Annotated in this window: 22 protein-coding genes; 10 read left to right on the forward strand and 12 right to left on the reverse strand. The window is 33.8% G+C overall.

From position 1 onward, the window contains the following. Positions 1 to 46: 46 nt before the first annotated feature. The 3 genes from BN358_RS08695 to BN358_RS27490 all read right to left on the reverse strand — a co-directional run bounded on the left by BN358_RS08695 (position 47) and on the right by BN358_RS27490 (position 2,495). Positions 47 to 1,126: a GntR family transcriptional regulator gene (locus BN358_RS08695; RefSeq protein WP_019228851.1), complete on the reverse strand. Its 1,080-nt coding sequence runs from the start codon at positions 1,124 to 1,126 to the stop codon at positions 47 to 49. A gap of 135 nt (positions 1,127 to 1,261) precedes the next feature. Continuing rightward, on the reverse strand, positions 1,262 to 1,921 hold the full coding sequence (locus BN358_RS08700) for a DUF624 domain-containing protein (RefSeq protein ID WP_019228852.1): 660 nt from the start codon (positions 1,919 to 1,921) through the stop codon (positions 1,262 to 1,264). 373 nt (positions 1,922 to 2,294) lie between these two features. After that, positions 2,295 to 2,495 carry a hypothetical protein gene (locus tag BN358_RS27490; protein ID WP_232233063.1) on the reverse strand — a complete coding sequence of 67 codons (201 nt, stop codon included), beginning with the start codon at positions 2,493 to 2,495 and terminating at the stop codon, positions 2,295 to 2,297. Here BN358_RS27490 and BN358_RS08705 point away from each other — a divergent pair. The 4 genes from BN358_RS08705 to BN358_RS08720 all read left to right on the forward strand — a co-directional run bounded on the left by BN358_RS08705 (position 2,494) and on the right by BN358_RS08720 (position 6,628). Beyond that, entirely contained in the window at positions 2,494 to 3,636 is a 1,143-nt protein-coding gene (locus BN358_RS08705; protein ID WP_198018352.1) for a sugar ABC transporter substrate-binding protein, read from the forward strand. The two genes, BN358_RS27490 and BN358_RS08705, sit on opposite strands and share 2 nt — an antisense overlap. 87 nt (positions 3,637 to 3,723) lie before the next feature. Further along, positions 3,724 to 4,647: a carbohydrate ABC transporter permease gene (locus BN358_RS08710; protein ID WP_019228854.1), complete on the forward strand. Its 924-nt coding sequence runs from the start codon at positions 3,724 to 3,726 to the stop codon at positions 4,645 to 4,647. Between the two features lie 17 nt (positions 4,648 to 4,664). Then, positions 4,665 to 5,498: a carbohydrate ABC transporter permease gene (locus BN358_RS08715; protein ID WP_019228855.1), complete on the forward strand. Its 834-nt coding sequence runs from the start codon at positions 4,665 to 4,667 to the stop codon at positions 5,496 to 5,498. A 29-nt stretch (positions 5,499 to 5,527) separates the two neighbouring features. After that, on the forward strand, positions 5,528 to 6,628 hold the full coding sequence (locus tag BN358_RS08720) for an ABC transporter ATP-binding protein (protein WP_019228856.1): 1,101 nt from the start codon (positions 5,528 to 5,530) through the stop codon (positions 6,626 to 6,628). 119 nt (positions 6,629 to 6,747) lie between these two features. On the opposite strand, the gene lipB is transcribed toward BN358_RS08720, so the two are convergent. Genes lipB through BN358_RS08740 form a run of 4 tightly spaced genes read right to left on the reverse strand, consistent with a single transcriptional unit; the run spans position 6,748 to position 9,524 of the window. Continuing rightward, entirely contained in the window at positions 6,748 to 7,476 is a 729-nt protein-coding gene (lipB, locus tag BN358_RS08725; protein ID WP_306461328.1) for a lipoyl(octanoyl) transferase LipB, read from the reverse strand. Then, on the reverse strand, positions 7,442 to 8,296 hold the full coding sequence (lipA, locus tag BN358_RS08730; RefSeq protein WP_019228858.1) for a lipoyl synthase: 855 nt from the start codon (positions 8,294 to 8,296) through the stop codon (positions 7,442 to 7,444). Before lipA ends, lipB begins: the two co-directional genes overlap by 35 nt. Positions 8,297 to 8,305: 9 nt before the next feature. Beyond that, entirely contained in the window at positions 8,306 to 8,545 is a 240-nt protein-coding gene (locus tag BN358_RS08735) for a biotin/lipoyl-containing protein (RefSeq protein ID WP_019228859.1), read from the reverse strand. 10 nt (positions 8,546 to 8,555) lie between these two features. Beyond that, entirely contained in the window at positions 8,556 to 9,524 is a 969-nt protein-coding gene (locus tag BN358_RS08740; RefSeq protein ID WP_019228860.1) for a lipoate--protein ligase, read from the reverse strand. A gap of 275 nt (positions 9,525 to 9,799) precedes the next feature. Here BN358_RS08740 and BN358_RS08745 point away from each other — a divergent pair, with 275 nt between their 5' ends. The 3 genes from BN358_RS08745 (at position 9,800) to BN358_RS08755 (ending at position 12,289) form a co-directional block, all read left to right on the forward strand. After that, positions 9,800 to 10,048: a hypothetical protein gene (locus BN358_RS08745; protein WP_019228861.1), complete on the forward strand. Its 249-nt coding sequence runs from the start codon at positions 9,800 to 9,802 to the stop codon at positions 10,046 to 10,048. Between the two features lie 226 nt (positions 10,049 to 10,274). Beyond that, complete coding sequence (locus tag BN358_RS08750; RefSeq protein ID WP_019228862.1) at positions 10,275 to 11,087, forward strand: alpha/beta fold hydrolase; 813 nt, start codon at positions 10,275 to 10,277, stop codon at positions 11,085 to 11,087. Positions 11,088 to 11,272: 185 nt separating this feature from the next. Continuing rightward, positions 11,273 to 12,289: a PLP-dependent cysteine synthase family protein gene (locus tag BN358_RS08755; protein ID WP_040582261.1), complete on the forward strand. Its 1,017-nt coding sequence runs from the start codon at positions 11,273 to 11,275 to the stop codon at positions 12,287 to 12,289. On the opposite strand, the gene BN358_RS08760 is transcribed toward BN358_RS08755, so the two are convergent. Then, complete coding sequence (locus BN358_RS08760) at positions 12,282 to 14,018, reverse strand: aminotransferase class V-fold PLP-dependent enzyme (protein ID WP_019228864.1); 1,737 nt, start codon at positions 14,016 to 14,018, stop codon at positions 12,282 to 12,284. The genes BN358_RS08755 and BN358_RS08760 overlap by 8 nt on opposite strands. Positions 14,019 to 14,178: 160 nt before the next feature. Between BN358_RS08760 and BN358_RS22310 the strand changes: the two genes are divergently transcribed. Next, positions 14,179 to 14,634, forward strand: a complete 456-nt coding sequence (locus BN358_RS22310; protein ID WP_019228865.1) for a hypothetical protein — start codon at positions 14,179 to 14,181, stop codon at positions 14,632 to 14,634. A 213-nt stretch (positions 14,635 to 14,847) separates the two neighbouring features. Here BN358_RS22310 and BN358_RS08765 read toward each other — a convergent pair whose 3' ends face one another. Genes BN358_RS08765 through BN358_RS08775 form a run of 3 tightly spaced genes read right to left on the reverse strand, consistent with a single transcriptional unit; the run spans position 14,848 to position 17,299 of the window. Beyond that, the gene (locus BN358_RS08765) at positions 14,848 to 15,174 is read right to left on the reverse strand and encodes a hypothetical protein (RefSeq protein ID WP_157593279.1); all 327 of its coding nucleotides are present in this window, start codon (positions 15,172 to 15,174) and stop codon (positions 14,848 to 14,850) included. Next, complete coding sequence (locus BN358_RS08770) at positions 15,140 to 16,132, reverse strand: hypothetical protein (protein WP_019228867.1); 993 nt, start codon at positions 16,130 to 16,132, stop codon at positions 15,140 to 15,142. Before BN358_RS08770 ends, BN358_RS08765 begins: the two co-directional genes overlap by 35 nt. A 15-nt stretch (positions 16,133 to 16,147) precedes the next feature. Then, complete coding sequence (locus BN358_RS08775; protein WP_019228868.1) at positions 16,148 to 17,299, reverse strand: hypothetical protein; 1,152 nt, start codon at positions 17,297 to 17,299, stop codon at positions 16,148 to 16,150. A gap of 361 nt (positions 17,300 to 17,660) precedes the next feature. On the opposite strand from BN358_RS08775, the gene BN358_RS08780 reads away from it, so the two are divergent. Further along, complete coding sequence (locus tag BN358_RS08780; RefSeq protein WP_019228869.1) at positions 17,661 to 18,149, forward strand: sigma-70 family RNA polymerase sigma factor; 489 nt, start codon at positions 17,661 to 17,663, stop codon at positions 18,147 to 18,149. Between the two features lie 12 nt (positions 18,150 to 18,161). Then, positions 18,162 to 19,058 carry a DUF3298 and DUF4163 domain-containing protein gene (locus tag BN358_RS08785; protein ID WP_019228870.1) on the forward strand — a complete coding sequence of 299 codons (897 nt, stop codon included), beginning with the start codon at positions 18,162 to 18,164 and terminating at the stop codon, positions 19,056 to 19,058. A gap of 112 nt (positions 19,059 to 19,170) precedes the next feature. Here the strand turns inward: BN358_RS08785 and BN358_RS22315 are convergent, their stop codons facing one another. Next, entirely contained in the window at positions 19,171 to 21,462 is a 2,292-nt protein-coding gene (locus BN358_RS22315; RefSeq protein WP_019228871.1) for a GGDEF domain-containing protein, read from the reverse strand. Between the last annotated feature and the right edge of the window lie 101 nt (positions 21,463 to 21,563).

Raw genomic sequence — 21,563 nt, forward strand, 5'->3', positions numbered from 1 at the left:
GCTATCATAGCAAATGCTTTTTTTATTAAACAATATCTAAAAATCTTTATAATATTTTTTTTACAGAATTTCTTATGACTAACTCAGGTTCAAAAAGAATGCTGTTATCACATTTTTCTCCTGACAGAAGGCGAATTATTGCTTTTGATATTTCAATTCCTAACAACTCTTTGGGATGAGCGATAGTTGTAAGTGCTGGAGAACATGCAACAGCATGTTTTTCATCATCAATACTTATAATGGAACAATCTTCCGGAAGATTAAAGTTTTTATCATTCAATATTTTTATCACTTTAGCTGCAATTTGATCATTGTAACAAAATAGAGCTGTACAATTTTTAAGATACCTTATTATTCTGTTGCTGTCTTCCTCTAAATACTTAATATCCTCTGTCGTATACCAAAATACATTTTCCACCGATATTGTTATATCGCTGCCATTAGCTGCAGTTATAGCTCCTTTGTATCTTAAGTGCCCTTGAATGTCATCAGATTTTAAACAAAGTGCAATTTTCCTATGCCCATTGTCAATTAAAAATTTAGTTGCTAAATATCCAGCTTTTTCATCATTTAAAGCAACATACGGAAAATTCATTTCGTGGTAATAAGAATTCAAAAATAATAATGGAATATTATTTTTAGAAATTTCATCATATAAATCCTTGTTTGCATTAGGCAAGGCACTTTTGGTTGGCTCTATAATAAAAGCATCCACTTCTGCATCAAGCATTGACCTTAACGCTCGAGCCTCATTTTCAACATCATTTCTTGTGCAGGCAAGTTGCATGTTGTATCCATTGCTGCTGATTACGGATTCTATTCCGTTTATGATGCTTGGAAATATGTATTCATCAAAATATGTAACAATAACGCCTATTACTTTGCTTGAACGCCTTTTTATATGAGTGGGTGAAGAAATATATGTTCCGCTTCCTTGTCTGCTTTCTAGAATTTGTTCATTAATAAGTAGATTTATTGCTTTTCTTACAGTTTGTCTACTTAAAGAATACATTTGAGAAAGCGATTGTTCAGTATAAAATTTTTGGCCTCTTTCTAATCCTTCTTCAGAAATTTTTTCCTTAATCAATCCTGCAAGTTGGACATATTTTGGTGCCTTTTTCTTCATTTTTTCACCTCAGAGCTATTTATAATCATTTATTAGCCTAATATTTATTAATTTAAGATTACCAAATATATTAAAATATATCAACATAAAGTTACCATAATTTACTATGATGCTGTATTTCGTACGATGTATTTTTCAATTAAAGGCCATGTGAAAAAACAGTTTGAAAAAAATAAAAATGTAAAAACCAAATATAAAAAATACAATCCCTGAAAACGGGAAAAATCTAAATCCTATAACAAATGACAATATACTGATTGCTGAAACTGCCAATGTCCTCCAACCACCGATTATCATTAATATGAAAGCATTTTTTAATTGAGATAAAATATCTAAATCCAGATTAGCTACCATAGGAATAAGATAAGCAATTAAAGATGTTAACAGAATGCTTAATATGCTGGCTATTGACCAAAAGATAGCACCTTCAGATCCCAAACTGCTTCCTACATATGTAATAGTATTTGTATAGATAATCAACAGGTCAAACAAAATCAGTAATAATACCCCACTGAATAATATGCCCTTCTTAAAATTTTGTTTGAAACTATTCAGGAAATCAGAAATAACAAATATATGTTCATTTCTTATAAGCTTACAGCACATCTCATTATATGCTAATGTTGCTCCTCCTATAGATACAATTGGAATACAGAATATTACATACATCATATTTATAGTAATAAATCCCCAAAAATCAACAGTTAACAGTTCTATATACAATGCTGCTCCTTTTTTGGGCGGTGCATTTTTATCAATACCCGGTCCGGGATTATAATAACTTTTAAAAAACATAGTATCTCCTAGTTATGAATTAATAGAAAATGTAATGAATTATGTACATATATACTTTAATGAAAAAATCAAAATTTGTCAAATATAATAGTTAAAATAAATATAACTTAAAAATGTTGTATTAAATAAATTTTATTGTTAAATACATATTTATTGTGGAAAAAATGCTTTAAAAATAAGGTGATACCGCTAAAATCCATGCAAAATTAACTGTAATTTAAAAATAAATTAGTACAAAATGCAATCGTTTGACCCTTGACACCTTTATACTTTTTTGTTATCATTTTACTAATTAAAAGTTACAACTTTTATTTTTGTATATATTTTGCGCAATAAACATATACAAATTTAAGCATTGTTGTACGCTTATCATTTAAAGGAGGGAAATTATGAAGAAATTAATTTGTATTTTTTTAGTTCTTGCTCTAACGTTATCATTGACTACTGCTTGTAGCAGTTCAGCACCGGAAACCTCAAAAACACCAGAAACTCCTGTCGCTACTGAAAAGCCCGATGACTTAAAGTGGGATGGGTATGAAGCATCAAAAGGCCTCAGTGGTAAAATTTCATTCATGCACTTTGGCGATGATTATGAACGCCAAATGTATGCTGATTTAATTGCTGCTTATGAAGATTTAGTACCAGGCGTTGAAGTTGAACAAGTTTATACACCTGGAGACTACTATACAAAGCTTCAAACTTTAGCAGCTTCAAAGACATTACCAGATATTTTCTGGCTTAGCGAAGGTCGTGTTAAGGAATTTGCAGATGCAGGACTTATGGCTGATTTAACTGATGTTCTTGAAAAGTATCCAGCTATTTCTGACGGCATGTTTGATGGCGCTTTGGATTACGGCAAAGCAGACGGTATACAATACTGTATTCCTAAAGACTATACTTCATATGTAATGTACATAAACGTTGATATGTTTAAGGAAGCAGGAATTCCAATTCCTACATCTGACTGGACTATGGATGATTATATGAAACTTTCCGGAGAACTAACTAAGGTTGCTAACGGCAGAACAACCCAATATGGTACTGCAGTAAACAACTATCGTGCAGACTGGATTAACTTTATGGGTAACTACGATGCGCCATGGTTCAAAGATGGAAAATCTAATATATCTGATCCAAATGCTGTTAAAGGATTAAAAGTGCAAGCAGATTTAATTAAAAATGGATATGCTCCTGCACCTGGAACTACTGGAGAAAGTGAAGATCGTCTATTCATTATAGGACAAATTGCCATGTATCCATCTGGCCGTTGGGTTGTTCCAAGCTTCATAAATGAATGTGATTTTGAATGGACAGCAGTAGAATTTCCTAAAGGAACAACAAGGGTAAGTCCTTTTATTACAGCCAACGTTGCTATAAATTCACAATCATCTAGTAAAGAAATTGCAGCTAACTTCTTATCATTCCAATTGAGCCAAACAGGCTTAGGATATACACTTTCAAGTGGTTTATCTGTTCCTCTTTATGAAGAACTTATAACAGACAAAAATATACTTGCAGAACCTGCAGAAGCATTCATAGCTACTTCTAATTACATTGGAGACAAAGAGCAAGTTGAAGCTTTAGGTACTGGTAAATGGTCTGAATATAACTCTATAATTTCTGCAGAGCTTTCCCTTGTTTTTGAAGGTTCACAAACTATTGAACAAGCAGCTGCTAATATAGATAAAAAAGCAAACGAAACACTTTTCAAATAATTACTAAACTTAAATAAATTATTACAAATAATTATCTCACTATGGTTAAAAACCATGGTGAGATAATATTATACTAGGAGGTTTACAATGGCAAGTGTCAACACTAACTCACCTAAGAAAAAAACTAAGAATATGACACTTCATAAAAAAGATGCAATATCAGGATATATGTTTATTGCTCCTGCTCTTATAAGTTTTTTAGTTTTTGTACTGTACCCTGTTATTGCTTCTTTTGTAATAAGCGGCTTTAACTGGGGAATTTTAGGCACTCCAAAATTTATAGGCTTAGAAAACTACAAAACACTTTTTAATGACCCTGTATTTATAGAATCTTTAAAAAATACCTTTAAGTGGGTTATTATATACGTACCTTTTTCAATCTTAGTTTCTTTAATTATAGCATTAGCTATGGATATGCCTCTTAGAGGCATTGGTTTTTTCAGGACAATGTTCTATCTTCCGGTTATGACACCAATGGTTGTATGCGCATTGTTGTTTGTTTGGATTTATAACACTGAATTCGGTGTTTTAAACTATGTTTTATCTTTTTTCGATATTTCTGCTATTGGTTGGTTATCTGATAAAAGAATTTCTCTTATTTCTATTGCATTAATGTCAGTATGGAAGCATTCAGGATATAATATGCTTATTTTACTTTCTGCTTTACAGGGTATCCCTGACAGCTTATATGAAGCTGCTGCTTTAGATGGAATCACTCCTTGGAGAAAACTTATTGATATCAAATTACCTCTAATAATGCCATCAATGTACTTTGTAGTTCTAACAAGCGTAATTGATGCATTCCAAGTCTTTACAGAAGTATTTATTATGACAAAAGGTGGACCCGGTTATTCTACTCACACCGTATCCTACTATCTATTTGCAAATGCATTTGAATATGGAAAAATGGGCTATGCCTGTGCTATGGCAGTTGTAATGTTTATAATTATATTAGTAGTTACTTTAATTCAAGACAAAATTATGAACAAAAATGTACAATATGATTCTTAATAAGGAGGAGTTCAATTATGAAACAATCTAAAAAATCAATAGTATTATCTTATGCAATATTGGCTTTTGCAACATTAATTGTTCTACTTCCATTCTTTTGGATGCTGGTTTCTTCATTCAAAAGTCAAAGAGAATTATTTGCTTATCCGCCTAAGTTTTTACCTTCTGTTTGGAAGTGGGAAAACTATAAGCAAGTATTAAGTGCCGGCAGCATATCTTTCTTTCAGATGTTTTTAAACTCTATGAAAGTAACACTACCTGTAGTAGTTCTAAATATAACATTTTCTTCTTTAGCAGCTTACGCTTTTGCAAGAATTAATTTCCCTTTTAAAAACTTTATATTTATGATGTTCATTTCATCAATGATGATACCTGCAGCTGTTGTAATGATACCAAGATTTATGCTTTTTACAAATTTAAAATTGGTAGATACTTATTGGCCTCTAATATTACCATCTGCATTTGGAACAGCCTTTTCAATTTTTTTACTAAGACAATTTTTCATGACTATTCCTAAGGATTTGGAAGAAGCTGCAGTTATTGACGGATGTGGAAAATTTAGAATTTGGGCCACTATTATAGTACCTCTTTCAAAACCTATAATCGCAACATTGAGTGTTTTCCTTTTCCAGGGTACATATAACGATTTTATGGGTCCACTTATTTATCTTAATACTGACACAAAATTTACGATACAATTAGGTCTAGCCAGCTTTAGAAATTCATTTGCTACGAGATATGATCTAATAATGGCAGGGTCTATGTTGGCTTTAATTCCAGTCTTAATTATATATATAGTTTGTCAAAAGTATATTGTAAAAGGCATAGTTATGTCGGGCTTGAAAGGATAAATCATAATTAATTCATGTAGGAGGCTAAAATGGCTAGTATTTCATTAAAAAATATTTATAAAATTTATCAGGGCGATATAACAGCTGTTTCTGATTTTAACTTAGAAATAGACGATAAGGAATTTATAATTCTTGTTGGTCCCTCAGGATGCGGTAAATCTACAACATTGAGGATGATTGCAGGATTAGAGGAGATATCAAAAGGAAAACTATACATAGGAGAAAATCTAGTTAATGATGTTGCTCCTAAAGATAGAGACATTGCTATGGTATTTCAAAATTATGCTTTATATCCTCATATGACAGTCTACCGAAATATGGCTTTTGGTTTGGAATTAAGAAAAGTTCCTAAGGATGAAATCCGTAAACGTGTTACAGAAGCTGCTAAAATCTTAGATATTGTACACCTTTTAGAGAGAAAACCCAAAGCCCTTTCAGGTGGGCAAAGACAACGTGTTGCTCTTGGACGAGCCATGGTTAGAAACCCACAAGTTTTTCTTTTGGACGAACCCCTTTCTAACCTTGATGCTAAATTGCGTACAGCAATGAGGACAGAAATTATAAAACTACACAAAAAACTTGAAACAACATTTGTCTATGTAACTCATGACCAGATTGAAGCCATGACAATGGGGGATAGGATTGTTGTTATGAAAGATGGGTTTATTCAACAGGTTGATACACCCCAAAACCTTTACAATTATCCATGTAATTTGTTTGTTGCCGGCTTTATAGGAGCTCCACAAATGAATTTCCTTGATGCAATTGTAAAAATTGAAGGAGAAAATATAATTATTAAATTCGATGAAAATTATCAGTTTAATTTAACAGGAGAAAAATTTGAAAAGCTGAAAGCATATGATGGAAAAAAAATTGTTGCCGGCATTCGTCCTGAAGATTTAAAGGTAGCAAATGCTGAAGAAATCAGTAATTATAAAATAAAAGCTTATGTAGACATCACAGAACTTATGGGTAGTGAAATATATATAAATTTTGATAGTTTCGGACAAAAAATGATTTGTAAAGCACCAGCTGATACAAATGTTAAATCAGAAAGTGAAATCGAAATTGTTTTTGATATAAAAAAGATGCATTTTTTCGATAAAGAAACCGAATCTGCTATTCATTAATAATAAATATAATAATTTTCTTAACATAAATGATATAAATTAATATGCTTAGAAATTGTATATAACAGCCTCCTTTTTCAAGGAGGCTGTTATATATTTTGTAATTAAATGTATTTATATTATAAAATATTTTCCAAACTACATTCTTTTACATCATCATATCCAAAAACATCACAAAAATATTTCACTACAAGGTCGTTCATAATATTTAAATCTAATTCATTTCCTAACAAACTTTTTAATGAAACTACACCTTTATCTTGTATACCACATGGTATTATCCATTTGAAATGGTCAAGATTTGTGTTTACATTAAATGCAAAACCATGCATGGTAACCCATCTTTTCATCAATACACCTATTGCAGTGATTTTATTATCATCAACCCACACCCCTGTGTACTTCATGTCTTTTGTGTAGGCATGTATATTAAATTCTTCTTTTAACAACTTAATTATAACTTCTTCCACCTTATGTACATATAGCTTTAAATCCTTGCTATGATTGTTAAGGTCAATAATGGGATATCCTACAATTTGTCCTGGTCCATGATAGGTAACATCACCGCCACGATTTACGTAGTGTAAATTTACATTGTTGTCCTCAAGAAATTCTTTTGATACAATAATATTGTCATTGTCACCGCTTCTTCCTACTGTAATAACAGGGAAATGCTCTAATAAAAGCAAAGTATCAGCAATTTTACTTTCTTGCCTTAGTTTTACAATTTCTTGTTGAAGTTTAAATGCTTCATCATATTCTATCTTGCCTAGTTTAACAAAATTGAGCTGCATTTTATTCTCCTTACTTATCTTACTTAAATATGCTTGTTGCTTCCCCGGCTTTATATGAACTTCTTACTAATGGACCGCTTGCAACATATTTAAAACCCTTTTCCAACGCAACCTTTTTATATTCTTCGAATTTTTCCGGTGTTACATATTCCTTAAGCTCTATATGTTGTTCTGATGGTCGAAGGTATTGACCAATGGTAAATATATCGCAATTTACCTTTAAGCAGTCGTCCATAACTTCGTATACCTGCTCATCCGTTTCACCAAGTCCAACCATAATGCCTGTCTTGGAAGTAATATGAGGAGCCTTTTCTTTAATATATTGAAGTACCTTGAGCGATCTTTCATAATCAGCCTGAGGACGTACATCGGCGTAAAGATATTTAACTGTTTCAACATTGTGATTGATTACATTTGGGTTTGCATTTATAACAATATCCAAATTTTCATGAACACCCCTTAAATCAGGTATAAGAACCTCTATTGTGGTCTCCGGATTTATATTTCTTACTGCTTCTATGGTTTTTGCAAAGTGAGCTGCACCGCCATCAGGCAAATCATCTCTTGTAACAGAGGTAATTACCACATGTGTTAGATTAAGTTTTTTTACAGCTTGTGCCAGATTCATTGGCTCTTCAGGATCCACCTTTGTGGCATGTCCATTTGAAACATTGCAAAACCTACAATTTCTTGTGCAGACACTTCCCAAAATCATGAATGTTGCTGTTTTTTTCTTGTAGCATTCACCTAAATTAGGGCAGTTTGCTTCCTTGCAAACTGTATTAAGCTTTAAATCAGCCATCATATGGCTTACTTCATCAACTGCTTCTTTATTATAATTTACTTTTAACCATTCAGGTAATTTTCTTCCCATTTTTAACTCCTATACTATTTCTATTTCTGCTATTATTTCGTCTACTTTTACATTGTCTCCTTCTTTATAGTACAATGTGACTAATCTTCCATTTTCATCACTTTCAATTTCACTAACAACCTTTTCAGTTTCAACTTCAAATAGCACATCACCTTTTTTTATTTCATCTCCAGCCTGTTTGCACAATGCAACCAATAGGCCGCTTTCCATATTAGCACTAAGCTTTGGCATAGTAATTATTTTTTTCATGTTTCCTCCTTTAGAAAAAGCAATCTGCTAATTCTTCATAATTTAAATTTTTCATATTTTTAAGAGAACTAATGTCTTTAAGTTTATTTAATATATTAATGTAGCTGTAACGAGAGTCGGTAATATGTTCTTGTAAATCATTACAAGGAATGTTGTTTCCATGAACATTACAGTTTGTTATAACACCTTTTTTAACAAATAATTTTACATTTATTTTATCACAGAGAATTTCACTTTCCTTTTCATAAGAAAAGTCCGGTGAAACACCAAAGTTCCATTCCCACTTCGAATATTTATTTTCAGCAAGTTCTTGTATTGTTTTAATTTGTTCTTCATTTATTTCATATTTTCCTGCATTGCCAGAAAACATTGTATTAATCAATAATCTTTGAAACTCATCTATATTAATTTCATCCCTAAGATGATCCTTAATGTTGGTAACAATGCTCCTTACTGACTTCACTGACTTTGATTCAATTTTTCCTTCAGTAGTTTTTAACAAGTCATGAAGCATGGTTAAATCTGCATCAAAAAGCAATGTTCCGTGATGTAATGCTCTATTGCCTTTTATTGTTTGAGCACTTCCTGAAATTTTTTTACCGTCAATAGCTATATCGCTGGTTCTTCTTTTTTCAGCTTTAACTCCTATTGAATTCAGGGCATTTATTACCGGTATAATAAATTGATTATAATCAATGAATGTACTTTTATCGTAATCAGTAATTACTGAGTAGTTTAAATTGCCCCTGTCATGAAAAACAGTACCGCCTCCTGTGTTTCTTCTGGCTACTTTAATATTGTTTTGTTCTATTGCCTTAATATTTATTTCTTCAAAGACATTCTGATGTTTTCCCAAAACAATGCTGTTATAATTTTTCCACAGCATAAAATATGTATCATCTTTTAAATTATTAAATATGTATTCCTCTAAGGCAAGATTAAAATATACATCATCACTAATACTTTCTATATATTTCATTAATATACGCTCCTTGATAAGTACAATTTTTATGTTCTTTCTTCAATCTATCTTTTTAGCTAAAAATGAATTCCTGTTAACTAATACGAAAGCAAATTGAGCAAGGTTAAAATTGTTTTATTATATCACGAACATTTTATTAGCGCAATATTTTCCAATATTTGTACAGTTACACCATTGAATCCATACTAAGTACCTTTAAATAAGACAAGTTATCACACCTTATGTGTTATGTAATATATTGAAAATGAACATACCTCAAAGGTGGTGATATTATGGGTTATAGAAATAATGGTAATGTTGCTGGTACAACTGGTAGAAGATGTGACTGCGAATGCGTTTTTGAATGTTTATTGGAATTGCTTGAAGATGTGCTTGGAGAAAACAATCATCATTGCTGCCATAGGAATAATAATGTAGCTGGCACTGGTAGGAATCGTCGCTGTGAATGTGTTTACGAATGTTTGGAAGAATTGCTTGAAGATGCATTAGAAGAAAACAATGGTCACCATTGTCATAGATAGTTTAAAAGGTTTTAATTATATTGGTCTACTATGGGCGGGAATGAATCCCGTCCTTTAGTTTTTTTTATGTGATAAAAAACTCCTGATTGTGCTCCTTCTTTCTATTATTCATCATCATGAATTCAATTCTAGTTAGTGTAATATAGCTTGAAAGTATAAAACCATTAATCATATTCAACATATAAATGAATACTATATCAATAAAACCATTCAATCTGGAGGTATTATGGGATATTATATAAGTGTTGAACCGAATGTCAATTTATATGTTGAGGATCTTAACCCTGAGGGCAAAAGGACAATTGTTTTCTTGCACGGTTGGCCCGGCAGCCATGATTTGTTTGAATATCAGTTTGATGTTTTGCCGAGAAGAGGCTACAGATGTGTTGGAATAGATCAAAGAGGATTTGGAAAATCCGACAAACCATGGCATGGTTATGATTACAATCGCTTAGCTGATGATGTGAGATGCGTCGTTGAAGCTCTGAAGCTGCAGGATTTTGTATTGGCAGGTCACTCCACAGGTGGAGCAATTGCACTAAGATATATGTCCAGGTATAGCGGCTATGGTGTATCAAAGCTTGCTTTGTTTGCTGCTGCAGCCCCGAGTTTAGTAAAACTTCCAAACTTTCCATATGGTATAGAAACAAGTGTAGTCTTGGATATTATTGAGGGCACTAATAATGATCGGCCCAAAATGCTTAGAGGTTTCGGAGAGATTTTTTTCTTTCAGCACACATCTGAACCATTTAATGAATGGTTTCTTCAATTGGGGCTGCAAGCAGCTGGATGGTCAACTGCTGCTATTGCAAATACTTGGTTACAGGAACAATTATTTTATGATATAGAATCTATAAAAGTACCTACTTTAATTATACATGGAATTCATGATAAAGTTGTTCCATTTGAATTAGGCGAAGTGCAACACTATGGAATTAAAAATTCTATTTTGTTGCCGTTTGAATTTAGCGGTCATGGTACTTTCTATGATGAACATGAAAAGTTCAATGAAGAATTGATGAAATTTATTGAAAAGTAAGCAAATTAGTGAACTTTTTAAATTGAATATCTTATGAACCTAACTATCTCAGTACTTTCAATTGTATTGAGATTTTTTCTTCATATTTAATAAAAACCAATAATAAATACCTGCATTTTATTCCTGTGTAAAAAAACTAAAGGCAACATATACTAACAGTATATAAAGGAGGAATTTTAATGACAATGAGCAAAATAATGCAGGAAAAGTTCAATGGAATTTCTGCTATGATAAACAACACTCCCCTGCTTGAAATTTCTCTCCGTTACAGGGGAACTGAAAGAAAGATATATGCCAAGGCTGAGTATTACAATTTTACGGGAAGCATTAAGGACAGAATTGTCCTTCACATAATGAAGCAGTTTTATGATGACGGCACCATTAAAGAAGGAGATATAATTGTTGAAGCAACAAGCGGCAATACCGGGATTTCCATATCAGCAATTGGAGCATATCTTGGCAATCCGGTTAAAATTTTCATGCCGGACTGGATGTGCCGTGAGCGACTTATTCTCATGAAGGAGTATGGGGCAACTGTAACATCAGTTTCCAAGGAAGACGGAGGTTTTAAGGGCTGCATTGAAATGGCCTCTGACATGGGTAAAGAAAATGGTATATGTCTGCCATGTCAATTTTCTAATCCAGTCAACGTTGACGCCCATTATAAAACAACCGGGAAAGAAATATTATCTCAACTTGCTGAATTTGGAAAGAAGCCTGATGGCATTGTGGCCGGAATCGGCACCGGCGGCACCATAATGGGTATAAAGAAAGCTCTTCAGGAAATATATCCAGACTGCAAGGCATTTCCACTAGAACCGGAAAACTCGCCATTAATGACAACAGGCGGTAAGTCATTCGGTCCTCATAGAATCGCCGGTATCGGCGATGACTTCATTCCCGAAATTGTAAAACTTAATGAACTTGATGACATTATTACCATTGATGACGGTGATGCTATTAATATGGCAAGGAAGCTGGCTTCACAGCTGGGAATCGGTGTAGGCATTTCCTCCGGTGCAAACTTTCTTGGTGCACTGAAAGCTCAGGACATTCTTGGCAGTGAGGATTCCATTGTTGTAACCGTATTTGCTGATGACAACAAGAAATATCTGTCAACTGAATTAGTTGAAAGTCAAGAGGAAAAACCAACACACATGACTCCTCATATAGAACTGATTGGTTTTAAAGCCATCAGGTGACATCGTCTTTCAAGTTTACAAAATAAAACCATCCATGGCCATAGAACCTGCCCTCATCAAGAGTCTTGAAGTTGACAGGTTCTTTTGATAATCTATCTGCATGAGTCTTTGCTTCCAACAAATATGCACCAAACTCTTCGGAAAGCTGAGGTATTTCCGTGGAGTTTATTTTATTTTTTTTGCTGATAAACTTAATGCTTGCTTTTATTCCAAAACTATCCACCATGTCATATGAATCCTGATAATTTATATGGCTCCACTTCCCTGTTTTTAAATCCATCTCATATTCGTGTAAAAACAAGTATCCGTACTTTGCTGTGAACTCAACAGCGTTTAATATGAACTCAACCTCATCTTCCGTCATTACATAATGAATGTTAAATCTTAGCCATCCAGGTTTTATTGATGTAATCCCGTCTTTTATAAACTGCCTGTAAGCCTTTGATTTTTCTTCGCTGATTTTCATGAGTCTGTGGCCGTAAGGGGCAGCACATGCACATCCGGCTCTCATTTGAATTCCAAACAAATCATTTATGAGTTTAGCAGCAAACCTTGGGTGAAGAAGTTTATCACTGTGCTTAATCTTGATTGAAAATATAGGCATTCTGTTTTCATCTGCTGGTCCCAGTATCTCAATGTTTGGAATTGACTTTAATCTGTCCAATACCTTTTTTGTATAATACTTCTCTTTTTCTTCTATTATTTCTGTTCCCGTCAACTTCTTGAGCTCAATTGCAAGTGCAGCCTTGAACAACTGTAATATTCCAGGAGTTCCGGCCATTTCTCTTAATTCTGGATTGCTGATGTAATCGTGAGCATATGCACTCACATAAGAAACTGTTCCGCCTCCTGAAACTGTAGGAGGAATGTTGCTGTCATATAACCTTTCATTTAATACAAGCAAGCCTGTAGCACCTGTACCTCCCAGCCATTTGTGGGGAGCTACATATATGGCATCCAGAAATTCATCCCTGCCTTTGTTCATGTTTATTTCAACATAGGGCGAACATGCAGCATAGTCAAAACACACGTAGCCGTTGTTTTCATGCATTATTCTAGCAATATCATAGACAGGAGTGATAACCCCTGTTACATTAGATGCTGCTGAGAATGAGCCAATCTTCAATCTGCCCTTATACTTTTCGTCAGAAACTTTCTTCCTGAGATCGTCCATATCAAATTTACCATCCTGATCCAGATTAATCTCCACTGTTTCTGCCAACCCTTCCTTCCACATGAGAATGTTGGAGTGATGTTCGTAAGGACCTATGAAAACTACAGGCATATGTTTTTTGCATTCTTCTGATTCATTTACAAGATCATAAAGACCCTTGTTGTTTTTAAGATAGTTACCTATTATGCTGTCAACTCTTCTGCTGGCTGCAGGTGGAATATAAATACCCATTATTTTAGCGAAAGTTTCAATGGCTCCCGTAGCGCCGTTTCCTGATGGTATTACAATACAATTTTTTTCAGCATTGAAATGTTTCTTGATAATGGCAAGTGATTTGTGAAGTATTTTAGTCATAACCTCTCCTGTCATGTCATCTTCTGTATGGGTATTTGCATAGCATTTTTGAATATCTGACAGATATTCTTCCATAAATTTAAGCCCTCGTGCAGAAGCAGTAAAATCTGCATAAGTCATTACTCTATCTCCATAGGGTGTCTTGAATTTATATCCATACCCAATCAATTCATCTCTTAATGTTTCAAATGACATGCTCATAATATCTCCTCCATTTTATATGCTTTTATAATTAACTGTAGAGATAATTATATTCATATCTAGAAAAAAATTTGATATAACCCACCCTTATTTTATTTTTTCAGCTATTGCTTTTATTTTATACTAATTTTATAATGATTGTAAAAGGAGTGATGTTCAATTGGCAAAGAGAGCTTTTTATTGTCCCCAGTGCAAGGCAAATTTCAATGTGGAGAGTTATTACAATAAACTTGGCAGTCCTCTAAGGAAATGTCCAGGCTGTTTAAATACGTATTATGATACTTCAGTCAGGGAACCCGCACTAATGTCACCCTCAGACTTCCTTCCTAAAACAATAGGTGCAATTGCATGGTGCATTCTTATTAGTTTTGCAATAGGTTCAGCCGTAGCTTTGATTGCTGTTGGGTCTATAAGTTTTGATGTATTTTTGAAGGCTGGTTCAGCAGTATTCCTGATTTATGTGTTAGTACTCAGGCCCTGGGACTATAGGGATGAAATCAATGCTTCGCTGGAAAGGTTGAAGGATGAAAACTATGTAAAAGCCTTAAAAAAATACGGCAAATGTGACATCGCACCCGATTCGGCATATTTAAAAATCATAAGCAGCGATAAATAGAATGTATAGTTTTCCTCAACTTACTTAATATAAATGCAATGGCAATCTATTTCTTATTTTACTATAGAAATGAGATTGCCATTATTTGTATTATATGATGTAAATTATAACTAACTTTCCGTATGTTACATTGTCATGATTTACATTCTGCTGTTTCCAATTTTTATTAAAAATTATAGATTACATCATCTTTAAATATTAATTTAAATCCTGTTACCATTCAAGTTTATCATCTTCCTGATATAATGAAATAGCATAATCAATAAACTCCATCAGATTTTCTTTATTTATTGCACTGATGCTTATTTCATATTTTGAATCAAATTTCATATTGATTTCAAGTATTCTTTTGTCTCTGTCGTAATATGTATAATCGATATCTTCGTATTTGGCAATGAATCTGGATGTGTAGTTTCCCATATCCTTAACACAAACGGAGTCTACGGTTAATACAAGGCCTGATTTGCCGTTGCTCATTATACTTGTAACTGTAATATCAATAATATCATCCTTCAAGCACCTTGTTTGTAATCTCATCAAGCTGACCATCCTGCTTCAAAAGCGATGCATCAAGAATTGTTTTAATTGTATGAGCTGCCTGGACGCACTTGTAAATATCTGTTTGTTCATCCTTTGAATAATTTTGCCAATCTGTACCTTTTAAGTCTATTGTATTCTTCATTGATTCTATTTGCTTAACAAAGTACAGGTCCAACCGTTGAAGCAATTCTGTCAGCTGGTTAGCTCTTGTACATATGGCCTTCAAAGCAATGCCGATGTTTTTTGCCTGAGTTTTAAAAGCCTTTGCTTTGTCGTAATTGCTGTATGAATTATTCAATGCAGCTTTAGCCTGACTTGCAAAGATTGCTCCGCCAATGGCTAGTGCAGGTCCGGCAACTATTCCGCCTAACACCATCATGCCTCCTGCCATTCCATATCCGCCGGCTGCCAAAGCTCCTCCTCCAAGCCATGCAAGTGTTGCATTTGTAGCTGCTGCACCAGCCAATGATGTCAAAGCAGTTCCTGTTGTAGCCGTTACCAAAAGTCCGCCCAAACCGCCCATTACTACACTGTATGTGCCGTATGCAAGCAATGCACCAGACCCAATAGCTGCCAGTCCATTAACTGCTATTTGTCTTGCTTCAAAAGAAGCTTCCTTCAGCTGTATAAAACCTTGACTCTCTGAATTGAAGTATATCAACTCGTCAATTCCACTGCTTTCTTTAAGGTTTATATTTTTTATTTTTTCAAAATTTGCAACAAAATCACTGATTGATGTTGAAAGCAAACGGATTTTTTCCTGTCCTAAAGCAGTAATGGCTTCATTTGTCTTACCTTTGGCCATTGCTATAAAATTCTCAGCTTCTTCAGCAATATTTTGTGAGTCTTGATTAATTGCTTTTGCTTCTTTCATATCCCTTTTTGCATCTAATCCTTTTTTTATACCTGTTGCACCTGCTGCCAGTGCAATTCCTCCAACAATAAATGGTATTGGCATATTATCTCCTTTTTATTAAAATTCAAATATTGCTTGTTTGTCCAGCATAAAACTGTCAAATTCTTCGAAGTTTTTAAATTGTAAAGCTCCTCTCATTTCAACAGCTATATTATTTAGACCCAGTGTGAACATCTCAAGATTGTTTTCTTTACTGGCCAATGAAAGCATTGACATGCTCTTTTCAAAAACTTGCTTCCTGTTTGAGTAATACTGCTCAGTTAATTCTAAAAGTTCTTTTCCCTGCATTTGCATTGATTCGATGGCGGCAGAAGAAATTGCATGAATCCTTTCTCTTCTTTCCCATGATAAACGCTCATTGCTTAAAACCTGCATGCAAGCGCTGTAAATGGAAGAACTTGTCATATAACCTACCATGCCTCCTATAACAGTACCGATGCCTGGAAAAACAGCTGTTCCTATGGCTGCCCCAAAACTTGCAGCCACCATGCCTGTACCCTTTTCTCCTAATTCCTCCACAAGCTGTAAGCTGTCTATTTCCCCGTTAGCATATCTAAGAAGGGATTTGCTTATTTGTACTGTAGCCGTTGCAATCATTGCAGGCATGTTTGATTTTGATAAGTTTACAAACACACTGTTCCTGCTTGATTCCATAAAACCTCTTACAGCAGTGTCTCCTGCTCCTATTACATAAGCTGTTGCTGCACCGCCTGCTGTGTCAGATGCAATATCCTTTGCCGCTTCTAAAACATCTTTATCTCCTTTTATAATGCTTGCAGCATTTTGAGCAACTGAAATAGCTCCGGAAATTACTGCTGCGCTTTTGGCGTTTTCCATGCCGGAACGATGTGCAGTCTTTGCAACATATTTTGCAGTTGCCAGTTTAGGATGTTCACGTATAAAAATAGCTTCTTTTGATGTTATTCCGCTATTTTCCAAATCCTTTGACACTTGAATGAATTTGGCTGCCTTTTGGTCAAACAAATCAGCTTTCTCCAAGTTTCCTTCACTCCTGAATTTATCAGCTGTTTCTGATAATTTATCAGCTGTGTCCTTAGCATAGTCTCTTGCAATTTCATATTGCTCTTTTGGAACTAGAACTTTGTTTCCTCTATATCTTTCCCACTTATCGCAAGCCATCTTTTCCACTAAATCTTCAGAACTTTTTTTAATTTCTTGAGGAGTTCCAAATTTACCACAAAATTTCATCTGGGCACTCCATGTGGGATTGCCAAGCTCATCAACCGATAATACATCAAACTGGGTGTCATTTCCTCTTCCGATATCGTTTGAACGATGTATTCTGTTATCACTTTTATTAATTATGTTTTCTGCATTTGTTTTATCTACAAAATGTATCTCAGCTAAATATTTTAGTTATACTAAATAATTTTCACATTCTGCTCGCTCACAAATTATTTGCTTTACATCTTGATTAGATTTATGGTATTTATTTAATCTGATACTACATGAAATATTTTTTATTTTTTAAAACTTTTTGAATCCGTATTTCGTCTATAGACTGTTAAGACAATTATGATGTGCATCAATACAAGGAAAGGTGAAATTCGTGCGAACTAGGTTGAAATTAGAAAAACAATACGAAGATTATGTTATAGAAAATAAGGAGAAGCACTACAGGATAGCTTACAGTTATGTAAAAAATGCTGATGATGCGCTGGATATTGTGCAGGAAGCTGTATTCAAGGCATATGTTTCTTTAAACACCTTGAAAAATTCAGAATATATGAAGACATGGTTTTACAGAATATTAATCAATTCATCATTGGATTTTCTTAGGAAACAAAAAAAGGTGGTAACCATGGATGAAGAAAACATTGCTGCTTTTAATGATTGTGTTTTTGATGAATATGAAAATATTGATTTGAATAATGCACTGGATGAGTTGCCCGGCGACTGCCGCAGCATTATAATATTAAGATTTTTTGAAGATTTAAAAATAGAAGAAATTGCACAAATACTCGGCGAAAATGTGAATACGGTTAAAACCAGGTTATATAAATCGCTGGATAAGCTTCGAATTGAAATGAATGATTAATGGAGGATTGCCATGAAAAATAATAATATAGATCAGTTCAAAAATGATTACATGAATATAGTTATCCCGGAAGAATTGGATTTTGCAGTAAGAATATCATTAATGGAAGGGAAGAAAAAAATGAACAGACAAAAATACTTAAAAATAGCAAAAACAACGGCAGCTACGGCAGCAGTAATTGCAGCGGTTTTCACCGTAGGAATTAACACAAGTGAAGCATTGGCTCTTACGCTTTCAGAAATACCTGTGATAAACAAAATAGTGAGGGTTTTGACATTCAGAGAATATAATATAAATGAAGACACATATAATGCAGACATAAAGACACCTGCAATAGAAGGTCTCGAAAACAAGGAACTTGAAAGCAGTCTCAATGAAAAGTATCTGGAAGAAAATAAATTGCTGTATGAACAATTTACTAAAGACATGGAAAGTATGAAAGCAAACAACGGCGGTCACCTTGGCGTTGACAGCGGTTATGTTGTAAAGACAGATACAGACAAAATATTGTCAGTGGGGCGTTACGTTGTCAATACGGTTGGTTCTTCTTCCACAACTTTTCAATATGATACCATTGACAAGGAAAATGAAATATTGATAACTCTCCCAAGCCTTTTCAAGGATGAAAGCTACATTGATATCATAAGCGAAAATATAAAGGAACAAATGATTGAACAGCATGAAATCGATGAATACAATGTTTACTGGATTGAGGGCATCGAAGATTCATCGATGGCTGTATTTAACAAAATATCAAACAATCAGAGCTTTTATATAAATAGTGAAAATAAACTTATTATTTCATTTGATAAATATGAAGTTGCACCTGGATATATGGGAGTACTGGAATTTGAAATTCCTTCAGATATCCTTGGTGATGTTTTAATAAGTGACAAATATATAAAATAAATACATCTCACAACTAATTTGTATACTATATATAAAATTACCCCCACAGTGACAAACCACGACGTTGCCATCAATCTGACCCCGCAGTCTACTTTTAGTCTGCGGGGTATATTTATTTCATTGAACTTGCTGCGACAACTTTATTTCTTCCGGATTCTTTAGCCTTGTATAGGGCTTTGTCAAGGCGCTGATACCAGTCTTCAAAAGATTCACCCTTCATTCTTACAGCTACGCCGAAGCTTGCAGTCTGTCTGCCTGCAACAGTAAAAATTTTTTCCTCCAGAGCAGTGCGTATTTTTTCAGCCAGTAAAACAGCTCCGTCTTCTGATGTCTGGGACATCAATATCACAAACTCTTCGCCTCCGTACCTCACAAAAATATCAGACTTGCGTATGATGCTGCTTACTGTCTGGGCTGATTGCCTTAATAGTTCGTCACCAACAAGATGCCCATATGTATCGTTGACAATTTTAAAATTATCCAAATCAAGCAATATCATTGATAGTGGTTTGTTGCTTTTTTCTGACATATCAATTTCATTGTCAATAATTGTATCAAATAAACGTCTGTTGTTGATGCCTGTCAGCTGATCTTTAAATGCATCTTCTCTTAATTTATTCTCAGTAGCAACTTTTTCTGTAATATCTCTTGCAGAATAATATATGTATTTGCCGATACTTGTCTGTGTGTGCCATTCAAGAAATTTATATGAACCGTCCCTGCAAAGAAACCTGCTTATGAAATCCGAAGGTATATGTTTTTCATCAGTGACATTTGCAGCTGATTTATCTGCATTTTCTGTGTACATAAACGAAAAAATACTCTTTCCATAAAGATATTCAGCCTTATAACCTAGAACATCCTCAAACTTCTTATTAATCCTGTGAAATATCCCGCCAGTGTCTGTGACACATAGCATATCAAGATTCATATTGAGAAATTCTTCAATTTCTTTTTCCTGTTCATATTCAACTGTCATGTCTTTAAATGAAACTACAACTCCCCTTATGGAATTGTCGTCAGAAATAATTCCTGCTGCGCTGCCCCTTATATAAATTTCAGATCCGTTGTTTGAAATCAGTGCGGTATTTTGTTCAAAGTCAAAATTTTCTTTTGTTTCAAGCACATAATTAACCGGATTTATGCTTTTAAGACCTGTATTAGAATTAATGCTGTTAAACACATTTTGGAAGTCTTGACCATACGCCTGCTGTTTTTTCCACCCTGTTCTTTGTTCTGCAATATTGTTCATAAGGGTTATTTTGCCATTACTATCAGTGACAATAATTCCTTCATTGATTGAGAAAAGAGTGGTTTTAAAAAGTTCTCTTTCTTTTTTCACTGCTAACTCGCTTTTTTTACGTTCATGAACCTGTTGTATTGAAATAAGCAGCAATAGACTTATGACCAGTATTGGAAATGTTTTTACCAATGCTTCAACTGAAATTCTCCAAACAGGTACTCGAATAAATAAATTCCATGGTGTGTCATCAAAAGAAGCATAATAGAAATAATAACCGCCCAATCTATGAACTGTTTCTTTTTCATAAGTTTTCATAGTTTCTACATCACTTTTAGAAACTTCACTTAAATCATATATTTTGTAAATTTGATCAGATGACATACTTTTGCTGCTGGTTGCAAGAATTGTATCCGTTTCGTCCACCAGGTAGCTATCATAGTTTGAATTTATAATGTTGTTAAGCCATTCATTTGTTAAATCCAAAGACACAACACCTTTAAATGTATCATCGTCATATACCGGAGCCGACAATGTAACCATCATCCCTTTGCCTGCATGATCAACATATGCGGAAGTCCATATTATTTTACGCATGGGGTTATTCTCAGGATTTGCCACCTTAAAAAATTCCACCGTTTTAAGATTTTCTGAATATTTAAAGTCTTTTGATGAAACCCAAGGGAACATATTTATAAAGTTATTATTACTTGTGTAATACAGCCACGCCACATCAGGATACTTTTCATAATGGCTGGAAAAGAAATTATTGTATTGCAGTGCGAGATTTATTTCATTTCTTACCATTCCTTTTTCTGGAATCTGTCCGACGCCTGTTATGTTTCCTGTTTCTTTTTCATGCTGAGTATCTTTGATGGAATCCAAGCTGAAAGTATTTGTTTTTTCTTCATATGTTAATAGGCTTAAATATTTGTTGTCAATGACATACTCATTTTCAAAAAATAGATTCCCGTATATTGCCATACTTTTTATAAAACTGCTGCTTATTTGAACATGCTCTCTGAGAATATTTCCTCTTGCTCTTGCAGTTTCTTCGAATTCATCAAATGAAGAATCAAAATTGTTGCTAAATGAAATAAGAAAAGCAGTAATAAGGAGTATGATCATATTTATATTCTTAATGTTTATAAATCTTGATTTCAAGTATTATACCAGCTCTGAACCTAAACAATATTTCAGATATCCTTTTAATGAAATTCTTTATATAATCTTTTTATCAATCTAAGTATGACCTATTTTTATAC

It is taken from the genome of Sedimentibacter sp. B4 (assembly GCF_000309315.1).
Classification (GTDB): domain Bacteria; phylum Bacillota; class Clostridia; order Tissierellales; family Sedimentibacteraceae; genus Sedimentibacter; species Sedimentibacter saalensis.

Excerpts from the sequence above, each read along its gene's own strand:
- BN358_RS08695 (WP_019228851.1), bottom strand. The coding sequence starts at position 1,126 with ATGAAGAAAAAGGCACCAAAATATGTCCAACTTGCAGGATTGATTAAG.
- BN358_RS08700 (WP_019228852.1), bottom strand. The coding sequence starts at position 1,921 with ATGTTTTTTAAAAGTTATTATAATCCCGGACCGGGTATTGATAAAAAT.
- BN358_RS08705 (WP_198018352.1), top strand. The coding sequence starts at position 2,494 with ATGCACTTTGGCGATGATTATGAACGCCAAATGTATGCTGATTTAATT.
- BN358_RS27490 (WP_232233063.1), bottom strand. The coding sequence starts at position 2,495 with ATGAATGAAATTTTACCACTGAGGCCTTTTGATGCTTCATACCCATCC.
- BN358_RS08710 (WP_019228854.1), top strand. The coding sequence starts at position 3,724 with ATGGCAAGTGTCAACACTAACTCACCTAAGAAAAAAACTAAGAATATG.
- BN358_RS08715 (WP_019228855.1), top strand. The coding sequence starts at position 4,665 with ATGAAACAATCTAAAAAATCAATAGTATTATCTTATGCAATATTGGCT.
- BN358_RS08720 (WP_019228856.1), top strand. The coding sequence starts at position 5,528 with ATGGCTAGTATTTCATTAAAAAATATTTATAAAATTTATCAGGGCGAT.
- lipA (WP_019228858.1), bottom strand. The coding sequence starts at position 8,296 with ATGGGAAGAAAATTACCTGAATGGTTAAAAGTAAATTATAATAAAGAA.
- BN358_RS08735 (WP_019228859.1), bottom strand. The coding sequence starts at position 8,545 with ATGAAAAAAATAATTACTATGCCAAAGCTTAGTGCTAATATGGAAAGC.
- BN358_RS08740 (WP_019228860.1), bottom strand. The coding sequence starts at position 9,524 with ATGAAATATATAGAAAGTATTAGTGATGATGTATATTTTAATCTTGCC.
- BN358_RS08745 (WP_019228861.1), top strand. The coding sequence starts at position 9,800 with ATGGGTTATAGAAATAATGGTAATGTTGCTGGTACAACTGGTAGAAGA.
- BN358_RS08750 (WP_019228862.1), top strand. The coding sequence starts at position 10,275 with ATGGGATATTATATAAGTGTTGAACCGAATGTCAATTTATATGTTGAG.
- BN358_RS08755 (WP_040582261.1), top strand. The coding sequence starts at position 11,273 with ATGAGCAAAATAATGCAGGAAAAGTTCAATGGAATTTCTGCTATGATA.
- BN358_RS08760 (WP_019228864.1), bottom strand. The coding sequence starts at position 14,018 with ATGAGCATGTCATTTGAAACATTAAGAGATGAATTGATTGGGTATGGA.
- BN358_RS08770 (WP_019228867.1), bottom strand. The coding sequence starts at position 16,132 with ATGCCAATACCATTTATTGTTGGAGGAATTGCACTGGCAGCAGGTGCA.
- BN358_RS08775 (WP_019228868.1), bottom strand. The coding sequence starts at position 17,299 with ATGAAATTTTGTGGTAAATTTGGAACTCCTCAAGAAATTAAAAAAAGT.
- BN358_RS08785 (WP_019228870.1), top strand. The coding sequence starts at position 18,162 with ATGAAAAATAATAATATAGATCAGTTCAAAAATGATTACATGAATATA.